Genomic DNA, 16650 nt, shown 5'->3' with positions numbered 1-16650 from the left:
AACATGTCCACGGAAGCGACCAGATTGCCGGCCCGTAACGGTACTGGCGACCCGGTACGCGCGGTGTCGGTGATCAGCACCGGCACCGTCGAGATCCACCCCGAACACGCCCACGGCTCGAAGAAGCCGCTCTACTGGTGGCTGCTCACCTCACGCCGGTGGCTGCCACCCCGGCCGATCAACGTGTACGTCGTTGAGCACGCCAACGGACTCGTGTTGTTCGACACCGGCCAGGACCGCGCCTCGGTGACGGATCCGTCGTACTTCCCGGGTGGGTTCAACGGCGTCGTGTACGACCGGCTCGCCAAGTTCCACATCGCCGAGCACGAGACGCTCGACGCGCAACTGGGCACCCTCGGGTACTCGACCGCGGACGTCGACAAGGCGGTCATCTCGCACCTGCACCAGGATCACATCGGCGGCATCCCCCAGCTCGGCGGCGAACTTCTCATCACGCCGGCGGAATGGGCACAGCTCTCCGGGTTCTCCCCCGAGGCCCGCGGCTTCCTTCGCGCCCACATCGACATCCCCGGCAGGCGCTGGAAGCACATCACCTTCGAACCGACCGACCTGGGGCCCTTCACCGAGGCGTTCGACGTGATGGGCGACGGCTCGATCGTCCTGCTCCCGACCCCCGGTCACACGCCCGGCTCGATCTCGATGCTCGTACGCCGCCGCGACCTCCCACCCCTCCTGATGGTCGGCGACCTCACCTACGAAGCCGCCCTCCTCGAACGCCGCCAGCTCCCCGGAGTCGGCGCGCGTGGCGAACTCGCGCGTACGACCGACAAGGTCCTGGCCCTGGCCGAACAGCTCCCCGGCCTCGTCATCCTCCCCGCCCACGACCCCACCGCCGCCCAACGCCTCGTCGACAGCTCCCGGCGGCCCCGATGAAGTTCACCAACACGATCACCATCAACCGTTCCCCGTCGGCGGTCTGGGCCTACCTGGCAAACCTCGAGAACCTCCCCCAATGGAACTACGCCCTAGCCGAAACCCGCCAACTCACCCCCGGCCCACCCGGCATCGGCACCCGCTACCTCCAAACCCGCACAATCCCTGTCCACACAGAGGAATCCCTCGAAATCACCGAGTTCACCCCACCCCAGTCCCTCACCATCCAAGGCACCCTCAACGCCCTCCCCGCCCACCTCACCTACACCCTCCACCCCACCACCAACGCCACCACCCTCACCAACACCATCGACCTCCACCCACCAGGCCCACTCAACCTCTTGGGCCCGCTGGTGGCGGGCCGCATCAAGTCCGCAGTCGCCGCCAACCTCGCCGTACTGAAGCAAACCCTCGAACGAATGTGACGTCTGGCTGAGCACTACGACAACCTCGGTGCGATCGTGTCTCCGACCCGACCCGCTGGCACGTGTACTTCGAAAGCCTCGCCTTGCTCGTCAGAAGAACCCACCCAGATTGTCCCGAGTACGGCGCAGGTCCTTATCACTCCTGCCAGACTGAACCGCAAGGAGCAAGTCATCACTGGTCTGCTTCGTACAACGCGAGGAACATGGTGCCAGGAGTCGGCTTGCTGACCAGAACCCGCAGTGTCGCGACGCCTGCCGGGCGGGGCTTGATTACCAGGCCGTTCGGCTGAATGTCAGTGACCCCGGTGCCGGCGAACGGGAAGCCGCTCTCGTTAGGCCACACATTGCCCCGACCTACGCCGATTCCCTCCAGACGGGTCCGGGCTCCGGGGCCAACCTTGGCTCCTCCGTACCGCAGGAAGAAGCGGCGATCGGCCGGCGTCGGGATACTGATCTCGGCGCCACGCCAGATCGGTTTGCTGACGATGGCCTTGAGGCGGTAATTCTGACCCTCGATCTCCTGCAGGACCTCGAGAACACCACCAGGGACCTGTCGTTCTTCGCCACGGTCGTAGATCGCCAGACCCAAGCGGGCCTGCGGGCCGGGCGTCGGCGCACCTGGTGACGCCGTGAACCTGACGGTCCACTCGAGTGTGGAACCCACCTGAAGGTTGAGGCTGGAGACACTCGTCATGTCGATATTCGACCCCAATGTCGCGTCCGGGAGATTCCTGTCACCACAATCTCCGACGCTGCGAAACGGCCCGTTGATTGCCATCTCCAACTGTGGCCACACTCCGTTCGCCGCCCCGATGGCGTCACAGTACTGGTACATCGCGATGTTGGTGGTGGAGATCTTCCACCGCAGCGTTACCGAACGCTGGCCAGGTTCGCCGAGCACCGCCGCGAGCAGTGTCCGGCCGCCGATCTTCTTGCGGTAGGTGACGCCGGCAGCCGTAACGTCGCCGGTTGGTGGAGAAACGACCACGACCGGTGTAGTCGGTCTGTCGACCGGGTTGTCCGGCCTCGAACGGTGACGCTCGAGAATGACTGGCGTGGCGACCAGTAGCGCGACGGCCACGGCTGCCGAAGCGGTGGCGATGGCTGCGCGCCGCCGCTTCGTGGTTCGAATCTTCTGTTCGATTCCCGGGCGCATATCCGGTTCGCTCGAGTCAGCGTCGTGGGAGCGTGCCTTGAGTTCACCACGCAGGTCGTTGAGGTTCATCGGTTCGCCTCCTGCCCTGACTGGTCCAGCAGCGCCGGGTCCACGCGAAGCTTCGCAAGTGCCCTGCTGGAGTGGCGTTTCACCGTGCCGACCGTGCATTCGAGAACCCGCGCGGTCTCGACCTCGGTAAGGTCTTCGTAGAACCGGAGCACAATCACGGCGCGCTGCCGCTTGGGGAGCCGGCGAAGCGCTGCCCACAGATCGGTCCGCTCGTCCGCCCCGCCGGCCACTTCCCCGATGTCCGGAACCTCGTCGGTAGATTGCTCGCCGTTCCAGCGGCGCCTCCACCACGAGGCGTAGGTGTTGACCATGATCTTGCGTACGTACGGTTCCGGGTCGTCGGCTTCGATTCGACTCCACGAGAACCACGCCTTGGCGAGCGCGGTCTGCACGAGGTCCTCGGCCAACGCATGGTCGTGAGTCAGCAGGTACGCCGTTCGGAGTAGCTGGCGCGAGCGTGCCCCGACGAATGCGTCGAATCCCTCCGCTGCCGTCATCGGTCCCCCTGACCGCAGTGCAAGCCTGCGTACATCGATGGTCACATCTGGGAAGACCGGTTGAAAGCCGTCCATGGATGACGCGCAACCGTCATCACTCCTCGAAGTGACCCAGCGCCAAAGACCAGAATCACGACCTGTCATCCGAAGGTCCGAGTCGCCCAGTCTCCCTCGGTAACCGACGAAATCCATTTCGTCCGATCGAAGGCAGGGACAGTGATCCGGAGAGTTCGACCAACCGCCATCGGCATCCAGGTCGCCGATGACAAATCAAACGATGTTTGGAGGGCCCAGGCGGCGGCGGGGTCGCCCAGGTGCGGCTCGCGATCGTCGCCGGCCTCCAGGCCACTGATGGAGACCAGGGGCAGGGCTCGATGAGGCACGACCCGCACCGGCGGGTGAACCGCAGTGGCAGTTGCTGCAACCACCGCTTCAGGTCGGGCTCTACATCGCAAAGACGCTCGCCGCCGTTGGCGGCTGATCAAAGGACCTTCGTGGGCGATTTCGCCGCCCACGAAGGTGAATCCGCCTCAATCGGCCCCGGGACCCGGGACGCGAGGTCCCTACCCCATACTCGCCGGCGGCGCACTCGCCCCGCGGGCGTCAAACACACAAGGAGCTCGAAATGACAACCGCAGAAATCTCTACTGGCGGACAATTACGGTTGATGTCCTCCCGACGACGGCGCCAGATCGGGTTAGTGAACCTGGCGGTCGGCACCGTTGCACTGACCGCGCTCGTCGCTGCCTTCGGCCTGGCCGAGCAACTGGTGATCGCACAAGAGGCCGCAGAAGCCAAAACCTCGACGCAGCAGACGCTCGCCTTGGCTGGTCCGGCTGGCCAGGCCGGCCTCATCAGCCTGAACATGAGTCTGATGATGGTGGGTGCTGCAGCCGGTGCGGTAGGAAGCGCTATCCAGCAGAGCATCGTCTTCGCACTCCGCGCCGGCAACGAGTCACTCGAGCGCGGCTACCTCTGGTGGTACCTCCTGCGACCGATGTGGTCTGCACTGCTCGGCGCAATCACGGTACTCGCCGTCAGCGCAGGCCTCGTCAGCATCGGCGACACCACCACGTCGGTCGCCGGCGTGACGATACTCGCCATCGCCGGGGCATTGGCGGGACTCTTCACCGACCGGGCACTACAGCGGCTTCGGGCCGTGCTCGGCGCCAGCGACCCCACCGTCCCCGCCTCGCAAACCACCACCTGAAGTTGAGGTGAGGTGCAGTTGTCCCCAGCGCCATGTCCGAGGTGACAACAGACTGGCGGCACGGCACCTCTTGCCACGCCTCATCGCGCCACCTGACGACCGCCAGCCTGCCCGCGCCCGCTTGAGCGATCAGCTCGCTCAAGCGGGCCCACGGGGCCAGCGGCGGAACAGCTGACCGCCGCGCACCGTGCAGAACAACGGGTAGTGGTCGCTCAGGCTGCCACTCGCCAGACTGGAGCCCGCTCGACGACACCGGGAGCGGCGCACCACTACCCGTCGTTCGGTACGGCAGCGTCGCGCTAGCCCGGGCAGCTCTTGCAGATCGTGGCTGAGCGCTCGGGAAGCCGATGTATCTGACCGGGCGGTGCATGCCTCAGACCAATACGAGGGTTCTGAGGGGGTCTCATGCCTACACCATTCTCTGGCGAGCAGTTCACGTTCACCAATCCCGACGGCACACAGGTCGAAGTGCGTGGTTGGGGCGATCAGTTCCAGGCCGTGTTCGAGACGCTCGACGGCTACACCGTCGTGCAGGACCCGGACACCGGCTTCTACCACTACGCCACGCTGGCGGCCGATCTCACCGACCTGGTGCCCACGACCACCCGGGTCGGCGAGGCCGATCCAAGCGGTCTCGGCATGGCGCGGCACCTGCGGGCACCGCGCGCCACCAGCCGCTCTCGCGCGGCGGCGGTGCATGCGGCACTGGAAGAGCAGGGCAGCCGGCCACGCTGGCAGATTCGACGCGAGCAGCGGCGGACACAGGCCAGGCGGGATGCCGGTTTGGCAGCCGAACCGGACGTCGACGCGGGTCCTCCGGAGCCGGCCGGAACGGTTGGCGACTACCGCGGGTTGTGCGTGCTGGTTCAGTTCCCCGACGTGCCTGCCACGATCGCGCAGGGCGAGATCGACAACTTCTGCAACCAGCCGGGGTACACGGGGTTCGGCAACAACGGCTCGGTCTACGACTACTTCCGGTCCGTGTCGGACGGCAAGTTGCGCTACACGAACGCGGTGACGACGTACTACACCGCCGTACATCCGCGGTCGTACTACACGGACCCGGCGATTCCCTACGGTCAGCGTGCTCAGGAGCTCATCCGGGAAGCGCTGGCGGATCTCACCGCGCACGGATTCGACTTCTCCGGGTTGAGCGCGGACGGTGCCGGCTTCGTCTACGCGCTGAACGTGTTCTACGCGGGCGACCGGGTGAACAACTGGGCCCAGGGGCTGTGGCCACACTCGTCGGGGCTGTCCACGCCGTACCAGGCGACGCCGACCAAGAAGCTGTCCGACTATCAGATCACCAACGTCGGCAGTCAGCTGACGCTGCGCACGTTCTGCCACGAGAACGGGCACATGGTCTGCGATTACCCCGACCTGTACGACTACGGTGGCGAGGGTTACGGGGTCGGCAACTACTGCCTGATGTGTTACGGCGCGTCGGACACCAACCCGTGCCACGTGAGCGCCTATCTCAAGGACGTGTCCGGGTGGACGTCGCGACTCACCACACTCGGGCCGGGTATGACAGCGACGGTCGGGGCCGGCAGCAATGACTTCCTGATGCACCGCCGCGATGTGAACGAGTACTTCATCCTGGAGAACCGGCAACAGAGCGGCCGGGACAGCGCGCTACCGGACGCCGGGCTGCTGATCTGGCATGTCGACCGGTTGGGCAGCAACAACAACGAGCAGATGACGCCCACCATGCACTACGAGTTGTCGCTGGAGCAGGCGGACGACCGATTCGATCTCGAGCGGCGGGTCAATCCCGGCGACGTCGATGACCTGTACGGAGCGCCGACGGCCGAGGGATTCGGTACGGCGACAGGACCCGACAGCAAGTGGTGGGACGGAACCGCATCCGGGCTGGAGATCGTCAGCGTCTCCGCGCCGGGCGCATCGATGACTGTGACTACAGAAGGAGGAAGTGCGATGGCGAGTGTGGTGGGAACCTGGCCCGTGGTGGCGGTCGACTGGGGATGCTCCGGATCGGTGCTCAAGGCAAGCGCGTTCACCTTCAATCCGGATGGCACCTGGAGCTACGCCTTCGGCGGCGGCCGCTGGGTCCAGGTGGGGGGCAACGCTTTCTGGAACTTCACCAACGCGCCGGGGCTGGTCTACACGGCCACGGTCTCCGCGGACGCGATGTCAGGCATCATGGGGTACGCATCGGCACCGCCGAACCCGGGATCTGGCTGCTTCTACGCACTGCGCGCCGCGTCACCGGCGCCCTCCCCGGCCGAAGCGGGCGCACCGGCAACCGCCGCGGCTGCCGACCCGGCCGTCTCACCCTGAGCCGATGACCGACGACGAGCCTGGCATCAGATCAGCCTGGACGACGGTTCAGTCACGGGGCGGCGCGGGTGTCTGCGCCGCCCCGTCAGTTCAGGGTTGGGACGGTGTGCGAGGCGACACAGGGCGCCGGGGCTACTCGTACATCTTGTCCAGGAGGTCGGCGTACTGGGTTTCTACGTACTTGCGTTTGAGCTTCAGGCTGGGGGTCATTTCGCCGGATTCGATGGTGAGGTCCCGGTCGAGGATGGTGAACTTCTTGATGGTTTCCCAGCGGTTGAGGCCGACGTTGAGTTCGTCGACGTAGGTCTGGACCATGGTGCGGGCGGCGTCCGAGGTGACGATCTCGGCGTAGGGGCGGCCGGCGAGGTTGTTCGCGGCGGCCCAGGCGATGATGGCGTCGGGGTCGAGGGTGACGAGGGCGGAGACGAAGTTGCGCTTGTTGCCGTGGACAACGAACTGGGACGCGTAGGGGCAGATCATCTTGAAACGGCCCTCGATCACCTGCGGGGCGACGTACTTGCCGCCGGAGGTTTTGAAGAGGTCCTTCTTGCGGTCGGTGATGAAGAGGAACTCGTCCTCGAAGTGCCCGATGTCCCCGGTGTGGAACCAGCCGTCGGCGTCGATCACCTCGGCGGTCTGCTCGGGCTGGTTGTGGTAGCCGCTCATCACGCCGGGGCCCTTGATCAGGATCTCGCCGTCCTCGGCGATCTTCATCTCGGTGGCCGGGAAGATCGGACCGACGCTGCCGAGCCGGTACTGCGTCGGGCGGTTCAGCGAGGAGCCGGCCGCGGTCTCGGACAGGCCGTAGCCCTCGAGGATCAGCAGCCCGGCGGCGTGGAACCACTCGGCCAGCTTCTTGTCGAGCGCGGCCGAGCCGGAGACGAAGAACCGGATCCGGCCGCCGAAGCGAGCCCGGATCTTCGATAGCACCAAGCGATCGGCCGTCGCGTACTGCGCCGCCAGCAAGCCGCTCGGCTCCTTGCCGGCCTGGCGCAGCGTGGAGACGCGCGCACCGACCCCGAAGGCCCAGTCGAAGAGCTTGGCCTTGATCCCGCCCTCGGACGCGACCATCGTCACGATCCGCCCGTGGGCCTTCTCGAAGATCCGCGGCGCCGCGGCCATGAACGTCGGTTGGACGATCGCCGCATTGTCGACAATCTTGTCGATCCGCCCGTCGACCGCCGTGGCGAAACCGATCTGGCACTGTACGGCGACCAGCACCTGACCGAACACGTGCGACAACGGCAACCACAGGAACTGCAGGTCGTCCGGACTCAGCACCCGGATCCCCTCGACCGCCGCTCCCTCGTACGTCCACACCGAGTGCGGCAGCCGCACGCCCTTCGGACGACCGGTCGTGCCGGACGTGTAGATCAACGTGCAGAGGTGGTCCGACTTGATCTGAGCCAACCGCTCGTCGACCGCCGACGGATGCTCGGCCAGGTACGACTCACCCAGCGAGTCCAGCGCGGACAGGCTGATCACCCAGTCGCCGTCGCTCTCCAACGGCGTGCCGTCGATCAGCACGACCTTGCGCAGCGACGGCGTCTCGGACCGGTGCGACCGCAGCTTGTCCACCTGCCCCGCGTCCTCGGCGAAGACGACCTGTACGTCGGCATCCGCGACGATGAACGCGACGTCGGACGACATCGTCGACGGGTAGATCGTGGTCGTCGCGGCCGCGGCCAGGACGGCGCCCAGGTAGCAGTCGATCCACTCCATCCGGGTGCTCGACGCGATCGCGACGCGCTGCTCCGGCTCGACGCCGAGCGCGATCAGGCCGGCCGCCCGGCGGCGCGCCAGTTCGTCGGTCTCGCGCCAGGTCACCGACTTCCATTGATCCCCGGCCGGGTACCGGAACGCCTCGCGGTGCGGGGTCGCGGCGACGCGGTCCAGGAACATCTGGGCCATCGTGTCCTTGCGGTTGCTGAGCAGTGCGAGCTGGCCGGAATCGGCGACAGGCTTCATAACTGGCCTCCATCGGGGGTCAAGTAACCGGAGGGTAATTGGTGGAAGGCATGCCTGACCATGGCACTCGCTCGCCCGCCTGAACCTTCTCCATTACGTTTCCGCAACAGGTGCCTACGGTCGGTGGCCGACGACTCACAATCCGTTCTACCGCTCGATCCGGTCGCCCCGGCGAGCGCGGCCACGCCGCCCGTCGCCGTGCCTCCGGAGCACGGCTGAGCGGGCGTTTCAGCGGTTGGCGAGCAGCTCGGCGATCTGGACCGCGTTGAGGGCGGCGCCCTTGCGGAGGTTGTCGTTCGAGACGAACAGGACCAGGCCGCGGTTGCCGGAGACGGACTGGTCCTGGCGGATGCGACCGACGTACGACGGGTCCTGGCCGGCGGCGAGCAACGGCGTCGGGAGGTCGGCGAGCGCGACTCCGGGAGCGTCGCCGAGGAGCTCGGTGGCGCGTTCGGGGGTGATCGGCTCCGCGAACTCGGCGTGGATGCTGAGCGAGTGGCCGGTGAAGACGGGGACGCGGACGCAGGTGCCGGCGACCGGGAGGTCGGGAATGTGCAGGATCTTGCGGCTCTCGTTGCGGAGCTTCTGCTCCTCGTCGGTCTCACCGGTGCCGTCGGCAACGATCGAGCCGGCCAGCGGGAGCACGTTGAACGCGATCGGACCGGCGTACACCTTGGGCTCGGGCAGCGTGATGCCCTCGGTGCCGCGGGCCAGCTTGCCGCCGGGCTCGACGAGGGCGCGGGCCTGGTCCTCGAGCTCGCTGACGCCGACGCCGCCGGAGCCGGAGACGGCCTGGTACGTCGACACCACGAGCCGGGTCAGCGTCGCCTCGCGGTGCAGCGGGGCGAGCACCGGCATCGCGGCCATGGTGGTGCAGTTCGGGTTGGCGACGATGCCCTTCGGGAGGTGGTCGAGGTCGCCCGGGTTCACCTCGGAGACGACGAGCGGTACGTCGGGGTCCATCCGCCAGCCGGACGAGTTGTCGACCACGACCGCGCCGGCCGCGGCCACCTTCGGAGCGAACTCCTTGGATGCCGTTTTCCCGTTGGAGAACAGGGCGAGGTCGAGGCCGGTGAAGTCCGCGGTGGCGGAGTCCTCGACGGTGATCTCCGTGGCGCCGAACGGGAGCTTGGTCCCCGCCGACCGCGCGGACGCGAAGTACCGCACCTCGTCCACCGGGAACTTGCGCTTGATGAGCAGCTCCCGCATGACGCTACCGACCTGGCCTGTGGCTCCGAAAACACCTACTCGCATGCTCAAGAACAGTAGTAGGTCGCTGCCCCGACCGCCCGGTTGTTTCAGCATGCGGTGCTGCCCCCTGGGGTTAAGGCGGAGGGAGGGGGCAGCGGGGCTGCGGGTGGGCGTGCGGCGGCCCGGCGCCGTGGAGCGGACGGAGGTGCCGGGCCGCGCGTTTCTAGGCGTCGGCGGCGAGGGTGCCGCCGTTGGCTACGTCGGTTTTTTCGATTTCCTGGAAGACGATGCGGACGGACTCGCGCTTGGCGCCGAGGATCGCGATGGCGGAGTCGGTGACGGCGGCGACGAACTCCCGGCGCTGGTCGAGGGTGCGGCCGGACAGGAGTTCGACGGTGATGTTCGGCATGAAGGGGTTCTCCTCAAAGGGGTTGGCGGTGGCAAGTGTTTCAGCTGAGGGCGGCGGCCGGGCGAACGGTGACCTCGGCGGGGTCGGTGTTCAGGGAGTCGACCAGCTCGTCCACGTCGGAACCACCCTCCGGCAGCAGCAGGCCGAGGCCGACGTACACCACCAGAGATGTTGCCAGCGGCAACGCGACGACCAGGGCCGATGGGCGAATGCCTGGAAGGTTCCACTGAACAGAACTACGTGTCAAGACACGGAACCCGGAACAATTCCGGCGCTTGTTCCAGCGCCAGCATCCGTTGACAGCAGGTTCCGTCCACTAGAACCTGGTTCTGTGCAGACCACCTTGCAGATCCGGCATGCCACCCATCCCGCCCAGGTTCCCGGCTTCGGCACCGCCGCGCTGCGCGAGCACTACCTGGTCGACGACCTCTTCACCCCCGGCACGATCACCGCGGTGCTCACCCACCACGACCGGATCGTCCTGGCCGGCGCGCGGCCCGCGGACGGTCCGCTCACGCTGCCGACCTGGCCCGAGCTGCGCAGCGAGTACTTCCTCGAACGCCGCGAGGCCGGCATCGTCAACGTCGGCGGCCCAGGCACCGTCACCGCCGACGGCACGAAGTACGAACTCGGCACCGGAGCCTGCCTGTACGCCGGCCGCGGCGTCCGCGAGGTCGTCTTCGACGGACCGGACGCGGCGTTCTACGTCTTCTCCGCTGCCGCGCACACCGACTTCCCCACCACCCAGGTGAATCCCGGCGAGGGCAACCGGCTCGAGCTCGGCGACCAGCAGACCGCGAACCGCCGCACGATCGACCAGTACATCCACGCCGACGGCGTCCGTAGCTGCCAGATCGTGCTCGGTGTGACGACGCTCCACCCCGGCAGCACCTGGAACACCATGCCCGCCCACACCCACGACCGCCGGACCGAGTGCTACCTGTACTTCGGACTCCCCGAGAGCGAGCGCATCGTGCACCTGCTCGGCGAACCCGGCGAGACCAGGCACCTGATCGTCTCCGACCGGCAGGCCGTGATCTCGCCGAGCTGGTCGATCCACTCCGGCTCCGGCACCTCGTCGTACAGCTTCGTCTGGGCGATGGCGGGCGAGAACCAGGCGTTCGGCGACATGGACGGCGTCGACGTACGGGATCTGCGGTGACGCCTGATCCCTTCAGTCTCGAAGGGTGTACGGCGCTCGTCACCGGAGCCCGGCGGGGTATCGGGGCGGCGATCGCGGCCGGGTACGCCGCGGCCGGCGCCGAGCTGATCCTGATGGCAAGGGACGCGGCGCTCGAGGACACCCTCGAAGCGATCGAGCAGAACGGCGGCGGCGAGGCGACGGTCGTCACCGCCGACTTCGCAGATCCATCAGCGGTGGAGGCCACCGCGGAGGCACTGGCAGCCGAGCGCCGGATCGACATCCTGGTCAACAACGCCGGCACGATCCGGCGCGCGCCGGCGGCCGACACCAGCACCGCCGACTGGCAGCACGTGATCGACGTGAACCTCAACTCCACCTGGGCGGTCACCCGGCCGATCGGCCGCGCGATGGTCGCACGCGGTCAGGGCCGCATCGTCACCATCGCCTCACTGCTGAGTTTCCAGGGCGGGATCACCGTTCCGGCCTACACTGCGAGCAAGCACGCGGCCGCGGGACTGACCCGGGCACTGGCCAGCGAGTGGGGACCGGCCGGCGTTCAGGTGAACGCGATCGCGCCCGGGTACATCAGTACCGACAACACCACCGTGCTGCGCGCGGATCCGGCTCGCGAGGCCGCGATCCGGGAGCGTATCCCGGCCGGTCGCTGGGGGCGGCCGGAGGACATCGTCGGCGCCGCGGTCTTCCTGGCCTCGGCGGCGGCCGGTTACGTCAACGGGCACGTGCTCGCGGTCGACGGCGGCTGGCTGGCCAGATAGGAGTGCAAGGATGCCTGACATGAGCTCGCCTTCGGCCATCGACAAGACGTTGATGGTGCTGGACGCCGTACTGGAACACTCGCGGTTCACCGACGTGGTCAACGCGACCGGCCTGGCGAAGTCGACCGTGCACCGGATCATGGCGTCGCTGGTCGAGCACGAGTTCGTCGCCCAGGCCGAGGACGGCTCGTACCACCCGGGACCGAAGGCACTCCGGCTGGCCGGTCACGCCCTCACCAACGTCGACCTCGCCACGGTCGCCCGGCCGGTCCTCGCGGACCTCGTCGCACAGACCCGGTGCACCGTGCATGTCGGCCTGCTCAACGGTGACGAGGCGATCTACGTCGCCCGCCTCGACGGCCCGAAGCCGTACCGGATGCCTTCCCGCGTGGGCAAGGCCTTCTGGCTGCACTGCACCGGCATCGGCAAGGCGCTGCTCGCCGAGAAGGACGACGAGGCGCTCGACGCGCACATCACCCGGACCGGCCTGCCCGCCCGCACTCCCCTGACCCACACGACCGCGGCCGCTCTCAAGGCCGACCTCGCCCAGGTCCGCGCTCGCGGCTACGCCCTCGACGACGAGGAGAACGAGCCCGGCATCCGCTGCGTGGCATCGGTCATCCACGACCACACCGGCACCGCGATCGCCGCCGTCAGCATCTCCACGCTGTCGCTCGAGCAGTCGATCGCCCAGGTCGCCCTGATGGCACCGGCCGCGATCGAGGCCGCCCGCAAGATCTCCGCGGCCCTGGGCTACCGCGAGCCGACCAACTGACGCGCCGCCGCCCACCGCACGACCGGAACGAACAGCGCCCCGGTCACGGCGAACCACACGCCCAGGATGATCCAGCCGGGAACGCCGAGGCCGAGCGGGAGCAGGGCCAGGACGGTCGGGGCGACCATATTGCTGATCGACATGCTGGTGTTCCAGACACCCTGGTACTGACCCTGCGCGTGGTCGGCCGCGAGGTCGAAACCGAGCAGGAACGAGGCGGAGGACTGCAGCAGCTCGGCGATCACCTGCACGACGGCGCCGAGCGCGAGCAGGGCGACGGCGATCACGGCGTCACCGGCCGACGCCGTCGCGAACAGCACCATCGATGCCAGCAGCAACACCCCGGCGCGCCGGGTCGCCCGGGCCGCCGTGGTGGGGTCGGCGATCCCCCGCGACGAGCGGACCTGGAACAGTGCGACCACGGCAGTGTTGATGATGAGCACCAGTGCGGCCGCCCACCGGGGCGCGTCGGTGTGGTCGACCACCCAGAGCGGGATCGCGACGTCGAACACCGCGTAGTGGATCGACATCCCGGCATTCAGGGCCGCCACGGCGAGGTATCCACGGTCCCGCAGCGCCACCCACACCGGCCCGCCGTCGCCGTGGGGCAGCGGTTCCACTCGCGGCACCGCGAGTACGACGAGGGCCGCGATGGCACTCAGCACCGCGTCGAGCACGAACATCAGGCGGTACGCCGTCCCCGTGTCGAAGTGCAGCGCGAACGCCCCGATCCCGGCGCCGGCCATGATGCCGATGTTGGTCACCGCCCGCAGGTAAGCGCGGGCCGCGACCCGGTCCGCTCCCTGCGTGATGGCGGCGATCAGCGCGGCCCGCACGGCTCCGGCTCCCCGGTCGAGCACGGTGAGCACCACGGAGACGATCAGGAACTGCCAGAACGCGTGCACCAGCAGATAGAGCAGCGATATCGCGCACAGCAGCAGGCTGAGGATCACGAACAGGGTGCGAGGACCACGGCGGTCGGCCAGGTGTCCCAGCGGCACCGCCGACAGCAGACCGAACAGACCGGCGATGGTGAGGCCGAGACCGACCTGCGCGATGGACAGTCCGACGATCCGGGTGAAGTACAGCACGCTGACCGTCATCAGCAGCCCGTTGCCGATCCGGCTGAGCAGGGTCGCGAGCGCCAACGGGCGCAATGGTCCGGGGGCTGGGAGGATCCCGGTCGACTGCCGCGCGCTCACGCGCGCGCCGCCACGCGCCGCGCGGTCTCGCGGAGCTCGTCCATCAGGTCGACATCCGAGTCCAGCATCCCCTGCATCTTCGCCGAATCCTGGGCGCTGAACATCTCGCCGATGGTGACCTCGTGATCCGGCCGGCTCAGGATCTGGATCGGGTCCCCCGCGCCGATCGTCCCGGTCCGGAGAACCTTCAGGTAGGCGCCGGGACAGCCGGCCTGGTGGAAGCGCTTGACCCAGTGCGGTATCTGCATGCGGTGCTGGAACGTGACGCAGGGGATGCGGGGTGCGCGGACCATCACCTCGACCTCGTCGCCGATCCGCCAGACCTCACCGAGCAGTGCATTGGTGATGTCGAGCCCTTCGGTGCGCAGGTTCTCCCCGAACAGGCCGGTCGGGATCTCGCGGCCCAGCTCCGCGGCCCACCAGTTCGCGTCCTCCTCGGCGTACGCGTAGAGCGCGAGGTCGGGACCGCCGTGGTTCGCGGTGTCACACACCCGGTCACCGGCGAGGCCGAGCTCGCGGACGGCGACACGTCCTGGCTGCGGTCGCTTGTCGATGGCGGTGAAGCCGGTGTCCTTCGGACCCGGAATCAGCTTCTCCACCACGTTGACCGTCAGCAACCGCATACCGGCATCCTCTCCCCGATCGCCGGGCCGGATCCACCGGTTATTCGCGCGACCGGGGTACGGCGGCAACGACCAGCAGAGTGACGGCCGTGGTGGCCGCACCGGCCCAGGCGGCTGCGGTGTAGCCGGATTCCCGCGGGAAGATGTCGGTGGTGTAGGCACCGAGGATGAGTCCGCCGAGAGCGCTGCCGATGGAGAAGCCGACGCTGCGCACGACCTGGTTGACGCTCATCGCACTCGCGGTCTCGGCCGAGGGAGTCGCGGCCAGGATGACCGCCGGCATGGCGGCGGAGAACGCGCCGACACCGAAGCCGAGGATGCTGATCGCGATGACCGGCTCGGCCAGGTGCCCGCGGGCCAGCGCGAACAGGACGAACGCCGCGAGGACGACGGAGGTACTTGCCGCGAGCAACAGACGCACTCCGGCCCGGCCGCGCAGGCCCGGCAGGATCCGGCCGGCCACGAACCCGAGCACCGAGAACGGCACGAGGACGAGCCCGGCCTGGAACGTGTTCAGCCCGAACCCGTACCCGGCGGACGCGGGCGTCTGGACGTAGCGCGTGATCAGGCTGAGCAGGAGATACATGCCGACACCACCGGTCAGCATCACCAGGTTGGCGGCGGCGATCGCTGGATGACGAAGGAGCCGTACGTCGACCAGCGGCTTCTCGGTCCGCGCCTCGACGACTGCCCATGCGGCGAGCACCAGGATCGAAACCGCGAGTACGACGACCGCGAGCGCGGTGTGGTGTCGCCAGAGATCGGTCTGGCTGATGACGATCAGCAGGGCCAGCAGACCGACCGTGAGCAGCACCGCCCCACGCACGTCGACGCGACTCGACGGTCGCGCCGGTGCTGCAGGGATGCCGACCACGGCAACGATCAGCGCGGCGGCGGTGATGGCGAGGCCGAGCCCGTAGGCGGCGCGGATACCCCAGAGGTCGGTCAGCAATCCGGCCAGTGGATAGCCGATGCCGATGCCGGCGGTGGAGGCGACCGACAGCAGCGCGATCGTACTGGCGGAACGCCTCGCGTCGAGGTGATCGCGAGCGGTCGCCATCATCAGTGAGATCAGGCCGAGCCCGGCGCCCTGCGCCGCACGGCCGACGAGCAGCACCGCGAACGGTAGCGGGATCACCGTCAGCAGACTGCCCGCGACGACAACCGCCAGCGTGACGAGTACGACGGTCCGCCGCCGGGGACCGGACCCGAGCCGGCCCACCACCGGAGTGGTGACGGCACCCGATAGCAGTGCGATGGTCAGCGTCCACTGGGCCGCGGCGAGCGAGACGTCGTAATGCTCGGCGACCGCGGTGATCAGCGGGGCGCCCAGGCTCCCGATGACGGCGACGAGCAGACCGACGAAGACGACGACCGCGACCAGGACCCGCGGCGAGGTCTCCGTGCCGACGGTTTCCGATCTGGTCATCGGTTGGTTTCGCTGGTGATGTGGGTGAACAGGCCGGGCTGGATGCGAGTACGCGCCTGCCGCGCCCATGTTTCATCGACCTCGGGCAGGTCGAGGGCGGCGTTGGTGTTGAGCAACATCCCGAAGGCCAGGAACGCCTTCACGGTCACCGGGTCCAGGCGAGCGGTGTCGGCGACGGCCTGCCAGAGCCGGCCGAAGCTGCCCCGGACCGCGTCGCGTACTTCACCATCCCCGGCGGCCGCGGCGGCGGTGCCTTGCAACTGGAGCAGCAGCGTGGTGCGGTCGGCGAGCATCTCGTTGTACTCGTGGCCCATCGCGGTCAGCGCCTCGATCCCGCTCGCACCACCGGCGGCGGCCAGCATCGCCAGCGTCATCCGCTCGAACGCGGCGTCCACGCACTCCAGGAAGAGTTGCTTCTTGGTGCCGAACAACCGGAACACGTACGCCTGGGTGATCCCGGCCCGACGGGCGATCGTCTCGGTCGAGGCACCGTACAAACCGGCGGTGGCGAACTCGTCCTCGGCGATGGCCAGAATCTGCTCGCGGCGCTCGCGCCCGCTCATCCGTGTCGGCGACATACT

17 protein-coding genes are annotated in these 16650 nt (G+C 68.0%); 7 read left to right on the top strand and 10 right to left on the bottom strand.

The window, feature by feature from the left end; all coding sequences use genetic code 11:
- The first annotated feature begins 3 nt into the window (after window positions 1-3).
- The gene (locus ACZ6O0_RS42550) at window positions 4-894 is read left to right on the top strand and encodes an MBL fold metallo-hydrolase (RefSeq protein ID WP_465770803.1); all 891 of its coding nucleotides are present in this window, start codon (window positions 4-6) and stop codon (window positions 892-894) included.
- A complete protein-coding gene (locus tag ACZ6O0_RS42545) occupies window positions 891-1319 on the top strand; it encodes an SRPBCC family protein (protein ID WP_465770802.1) in 429 nt (142 codons plus the stop codon). Before ACZ6O0_RS42550 ends, ACZ6O0_RS42545 begins: the two co-directional genes overlap by 4 nt.
- A 172-nt stretch (window positions 1320-1491) precedes the next feature.
- Here the strand turns inward: ACZ6O0_RS42545 and ACZ6O0_RS42540 are convergent, their stop codons facing one another.
- Entirely contained in the window at window positions 1492-2544 is a 1053-nt protein-coding gene (locus ACZ6O0_RS42540) for a hypothetical protein (RefSeq protein WP_465770801.1), read from the bottom strand.
- Window positions 2541-3116, bottom strand: coding sequence for a SigE family RNA polymerase sigma factor (locus tag ACZ6O0_RS42535; protein ID WP_465770800.1), 576 nt, complete (start codon window positions 3114-3116; stop codon window positions 2541-2543). The genes ACZ6O0_RS42540 and ACZ6O0_RS42535 overlap by 4 nt, the downstream gene beginning before the upstream one ends.
- 550 nt (window positions 3117-3666) lie before the next feature.
- Here ACZ6O0_RS42535 and ACZ6O0_RS42530 point away from each other — a divergent pair.
- Window positions 3667-4251: a hypothetical protein gene (locus ACZ6O0_RS42530; RefSeq protein ID WP_465770799.1), complete on the top strand. Its 585-nt coding sequence runs from the start codon at window positions 3667-3669 to the stop codon at window positions 4249-4251.
- Window positions 4252-4656: 405 nt separating this feature from the next.
- Window positions 4657-6552, top strand: coding sequence for a M6 family metalloprotease domain-containing protein (locus ACZ6O0_RS42525; RefSeq protein WP_465770798.1), 1896 nt, complete (start codon window positions 4657-4659; stop codon window positions 6550-6552).
- A 132-nt stretch (window positions 6553-6684) separates the two neighbouring features.
- On the opposite strand, the gene ACZ6O0_RS42520 is transcribed toward ACZ6O0_RS42525, so the two are convergent.
- The 4 genes from ACZ6O0_RS42520 to ACZ6O0_RS42505 all read right to left on the bottom strand — a co-directional run bounded on the left by ACZ6O0_RS42520 (window position 6685) and on the right by ACZ6O0_RS42505 (window position 10367).
- The gene (locus tag ACZ6O0_RS42520; RefSeq protein WP_465770797.1) at window positions 6685-8520 is read right to left on the bottom strand and encodes an AMP-dependent synthetase/ligase; all 1836 of its coding nucleotides are present in this window, start codon (window positions 8518-8520) and stop codon (window positions 6685-6687) included.
- 228 nt (window positions 8521-8748) lie between these two features.
- The gene (locus ACZ6O0_RS42515; RefSeq protein WP_465770796.1) at window positions 8749-9774 is read right to left on the bottom strand and encodes an aspartate-semialdehyde dehydrogenase; all 1026 of its coding nucleotides are present in this window, start codon (window positions 9772-9774) and stop codon (window positions 8749-8751) included.
- A gap of 160 nt (window positions 9775-9934) precedes the next feature.
- Window positions 9935-10120 carry a tautomerase family protein gene (locus ACZ6O0_RS42510; protein WP_363865795.1) on the bottom strand — a complete coding sequence of 62 codons (186 nt, stop codon included), beginning with the start codon at window positions 10118-10120 and terminating at the stop codon, window positions 9935-9937.
- Window positions 10121-10160: 40 nt separating this feature from the next.
- Entirely contained in the window at window positions 10161-10367 is a 207-nt protein-coding gene (locus ACZ6O0_RS42505) for a hypothetical protein (RefSeq protein WP_465770795.1), read from the bottom strand.
- A gap of 84 nt (window positions 10368-10451) precedes the next feature.
- Between ACZ6O0_RS42505 and kduI the strand changes: the two genes are divergently transcribed.
- The 3 genes from kduI to ACZ6O0_RS42490 are packed head-to-tail and all read left to right on the top strand — an operon-like array spanning window position 10452 to window position 12815.
- Window positions 10452-11282: a 5-dehydro-4-deoxy-D-glucuronate isomerase gene (gene kduI / locus ACZ6O0_RS42500; protein ID WP_465770794.1), complete on the top strand. Its 831-nt coding sequence runs from the start codon at window positions 10452-10454 to the stop codon at window positions 11280-11282.
- On the top strand, window positions 11279-12040 hold the full coding sequence (locus ACZ6O0_RS42495) for an SDR family oxidoreductase (protein WP_465770793.1): 762 nt from the start codon (window positions 11279-11281) through the stop codon (window positions 12038-12040). Before kduI ends, ACZ6O0_RS42495 begins: the two co-directional genes overlap by 4 nt.
- A gap of 19 nt (window positions 12041-12059) precedes the next feature.
- The gene (locus tag ACZ6O0_RS42490) at window positions 12060-12815 is read left to right on the top strand and encodes an IclR family transcriptional regulator (protein ID WP_465770792.1); all 756 of its coding nucleotides are present in this window, start codon (window positions 12060-12062) and stop codon (window positions 12813-12815) included.
- Here the strand turns inward: ACZ6O0_RS42490 and ACZ6O0_RS42485 are convergent.
- Genes ACZ6O0_RS42485 through ACZ6O0_RS42470 form a run of 4 tightly spaced genes read right to left on the bottom strand, consistent with a single transcriptional unit; the run spans window position 12794 to window position 16647 of the window.
- The gene (locus ACZ6O0_RS42485; protein WP_465770791.1) at window positions 12794-14017 is read right to left on the bottom strand and encodes an MFS transporter; all 1224 of its coding nucleotides are present in this window, start codon (window positions 14015-14017) and stop codon (window positions 12794-12796) included. The genes ACZ6O0_RS42490 and ACZ6O0_RS42485 overlap by 22 nt on opposite strands.
- Window positions 14014-14640: an MOSC domain-containing protein gene (locus ACZ6O0_RS42480; RefSeq protein WP_465770790.1), complete on the bottom strand. Its 627-nt coding sequence runs from the start codon at window positions 14638-14640 to the stop codon at window positions 14014-14016. The genes ACZ6O0_RS42485 and ACZ6O0_RS42480 overlap by 4 nt, the downstream gene beginning before the upstream one ends.
- A gap of 40 nt (window positions 14641-14680) precedes the next feature.
- Window positions 14681-16069, bottom strand: a complete 1389-nt coding sequence (locus tag ACZ6O0_RS42475) for an MFS transporter (RefSeq protein ID WP_465770789.1) — start codon at window positions 16067-16069, stop codon at window positions 14681-14683.
- Window positions 16066-16647 carry a TetR/AcrR family transcriptional regulator gene (locus ACZ6O0_RS42470; RefSeq protein WP_465770788.1) on the bottom strand — a complete coding sequence of 194 codons (582 nt, stop codon included), beginning with the start codon at window positions 16645-16647 and terminating at the stop codon, window positions 16066-16068. Before ACZ6O0_RS42470 ends, ACZ6O0_RS42475 begins: the two co-directional genes overlap by 4 nt.
- Window positions 16648-16650 lie beyond the last annotated feature (3 nt).

The organism is Kribbella sp. NPDC048837, assembly GCF_055586945.1.
The sequence above is the reverse complement of the archived record's forward strand: the minus strand, read 5'-3'. Positions and strand labels throughout refer to the sequence as shown.

Coding starts and splice junctions, on each gene's coding strand:
- ACZ6O0_RS42540 (WP_465770801.1), bottom strand. CDS start 2,544: ATGAACCTCAACGACCTGCGTGGTGAACTCAAGGCACGCTCCCACGAC.
- ACZ6O0_RS42475 (WP_465770789.1), bottom strand. CDS start 16,069: ATGACCAGATCGGAAACCGTCGGCACGGAGACCTCGCCGCGGGTCCTG.
- ACZ6O0_RS42480 (WP_465770790.1), bottom strand. CDS start 14,640: ATGCGGTTGCTGACGGTCAACGTGGTGGAGAAGCTGATTCCGGGTCCG.
- ACZ6O0_RS42525 (WP_465770798.1), top strand. CDS start 4,657: ATGCCTACACCATTCTCTGGCGAGCAGTTCACGTTCACCAATCCCGAC.
- ACZ6O0_RS42490 (WP_465770792.1), top strand. CDS start 12,060: ATGAGCTCGCCTTCGGCCATCGACAAGACGTTGATGGTGCTGGACGCC.
- ACZ6O0_RS42520 (WP_465770797.1), bottom strand. CDS start 8,520: ATGAAGCCTGTCGCCGATTCCGGCCAGCTCGCACTGCTCAGCAACCGC.
- ACZ6O0_RS42530 (WP_465770799.1), top strand. CDS start 3,667: ATGACAACCGCAGAAATCTCTACTGGCGGACAATTACGGTTGATGTCC.
- ACZ6O0_RS42510 (WP_363865795.1), bottom strand. CDS start 10,120: ATGCCGAACATCACCGTCGAACTCCTGTCCGGCCGCACCCTCGACCAG.
- ACZ6O0_RS42545 (WP_465770802.1), top strand. CDS start 891: ATGAAGTTCACCAACACGATCACCATCAACCGTTCCCCGTCGGCGGTC.
- ACZ6O0_RS42515 (WP_465770796.1), bottom strand. CDS start 9,774: ATGCGAGTAGGTGTTTTCGGAGCCACAGGCCAGGTCGGTAGCGTCATG.
- ACZ6O0_RS42550 (WP_465770803.1), top strand. CDS start 4: ATGTCCACGGAAGCGACCAGATTGCCGGCCCGTAACGGTACTGGCGAC.
- ACZ6O0_RS42470 (WP_465770788.1), bottom strand. CDS start 16,647: ATGTCGCCGACACGGATGAGCGGGCGCGAGCGCCGCGAGCAGATTCTG.
- ACZ6O0_RS42535 (WP_465770800.1), bottom strand. CDS start 3,116: ATGGACGGCTTTCAACCGGTCTTCCCAGATGTGACCATCGATGTACGC.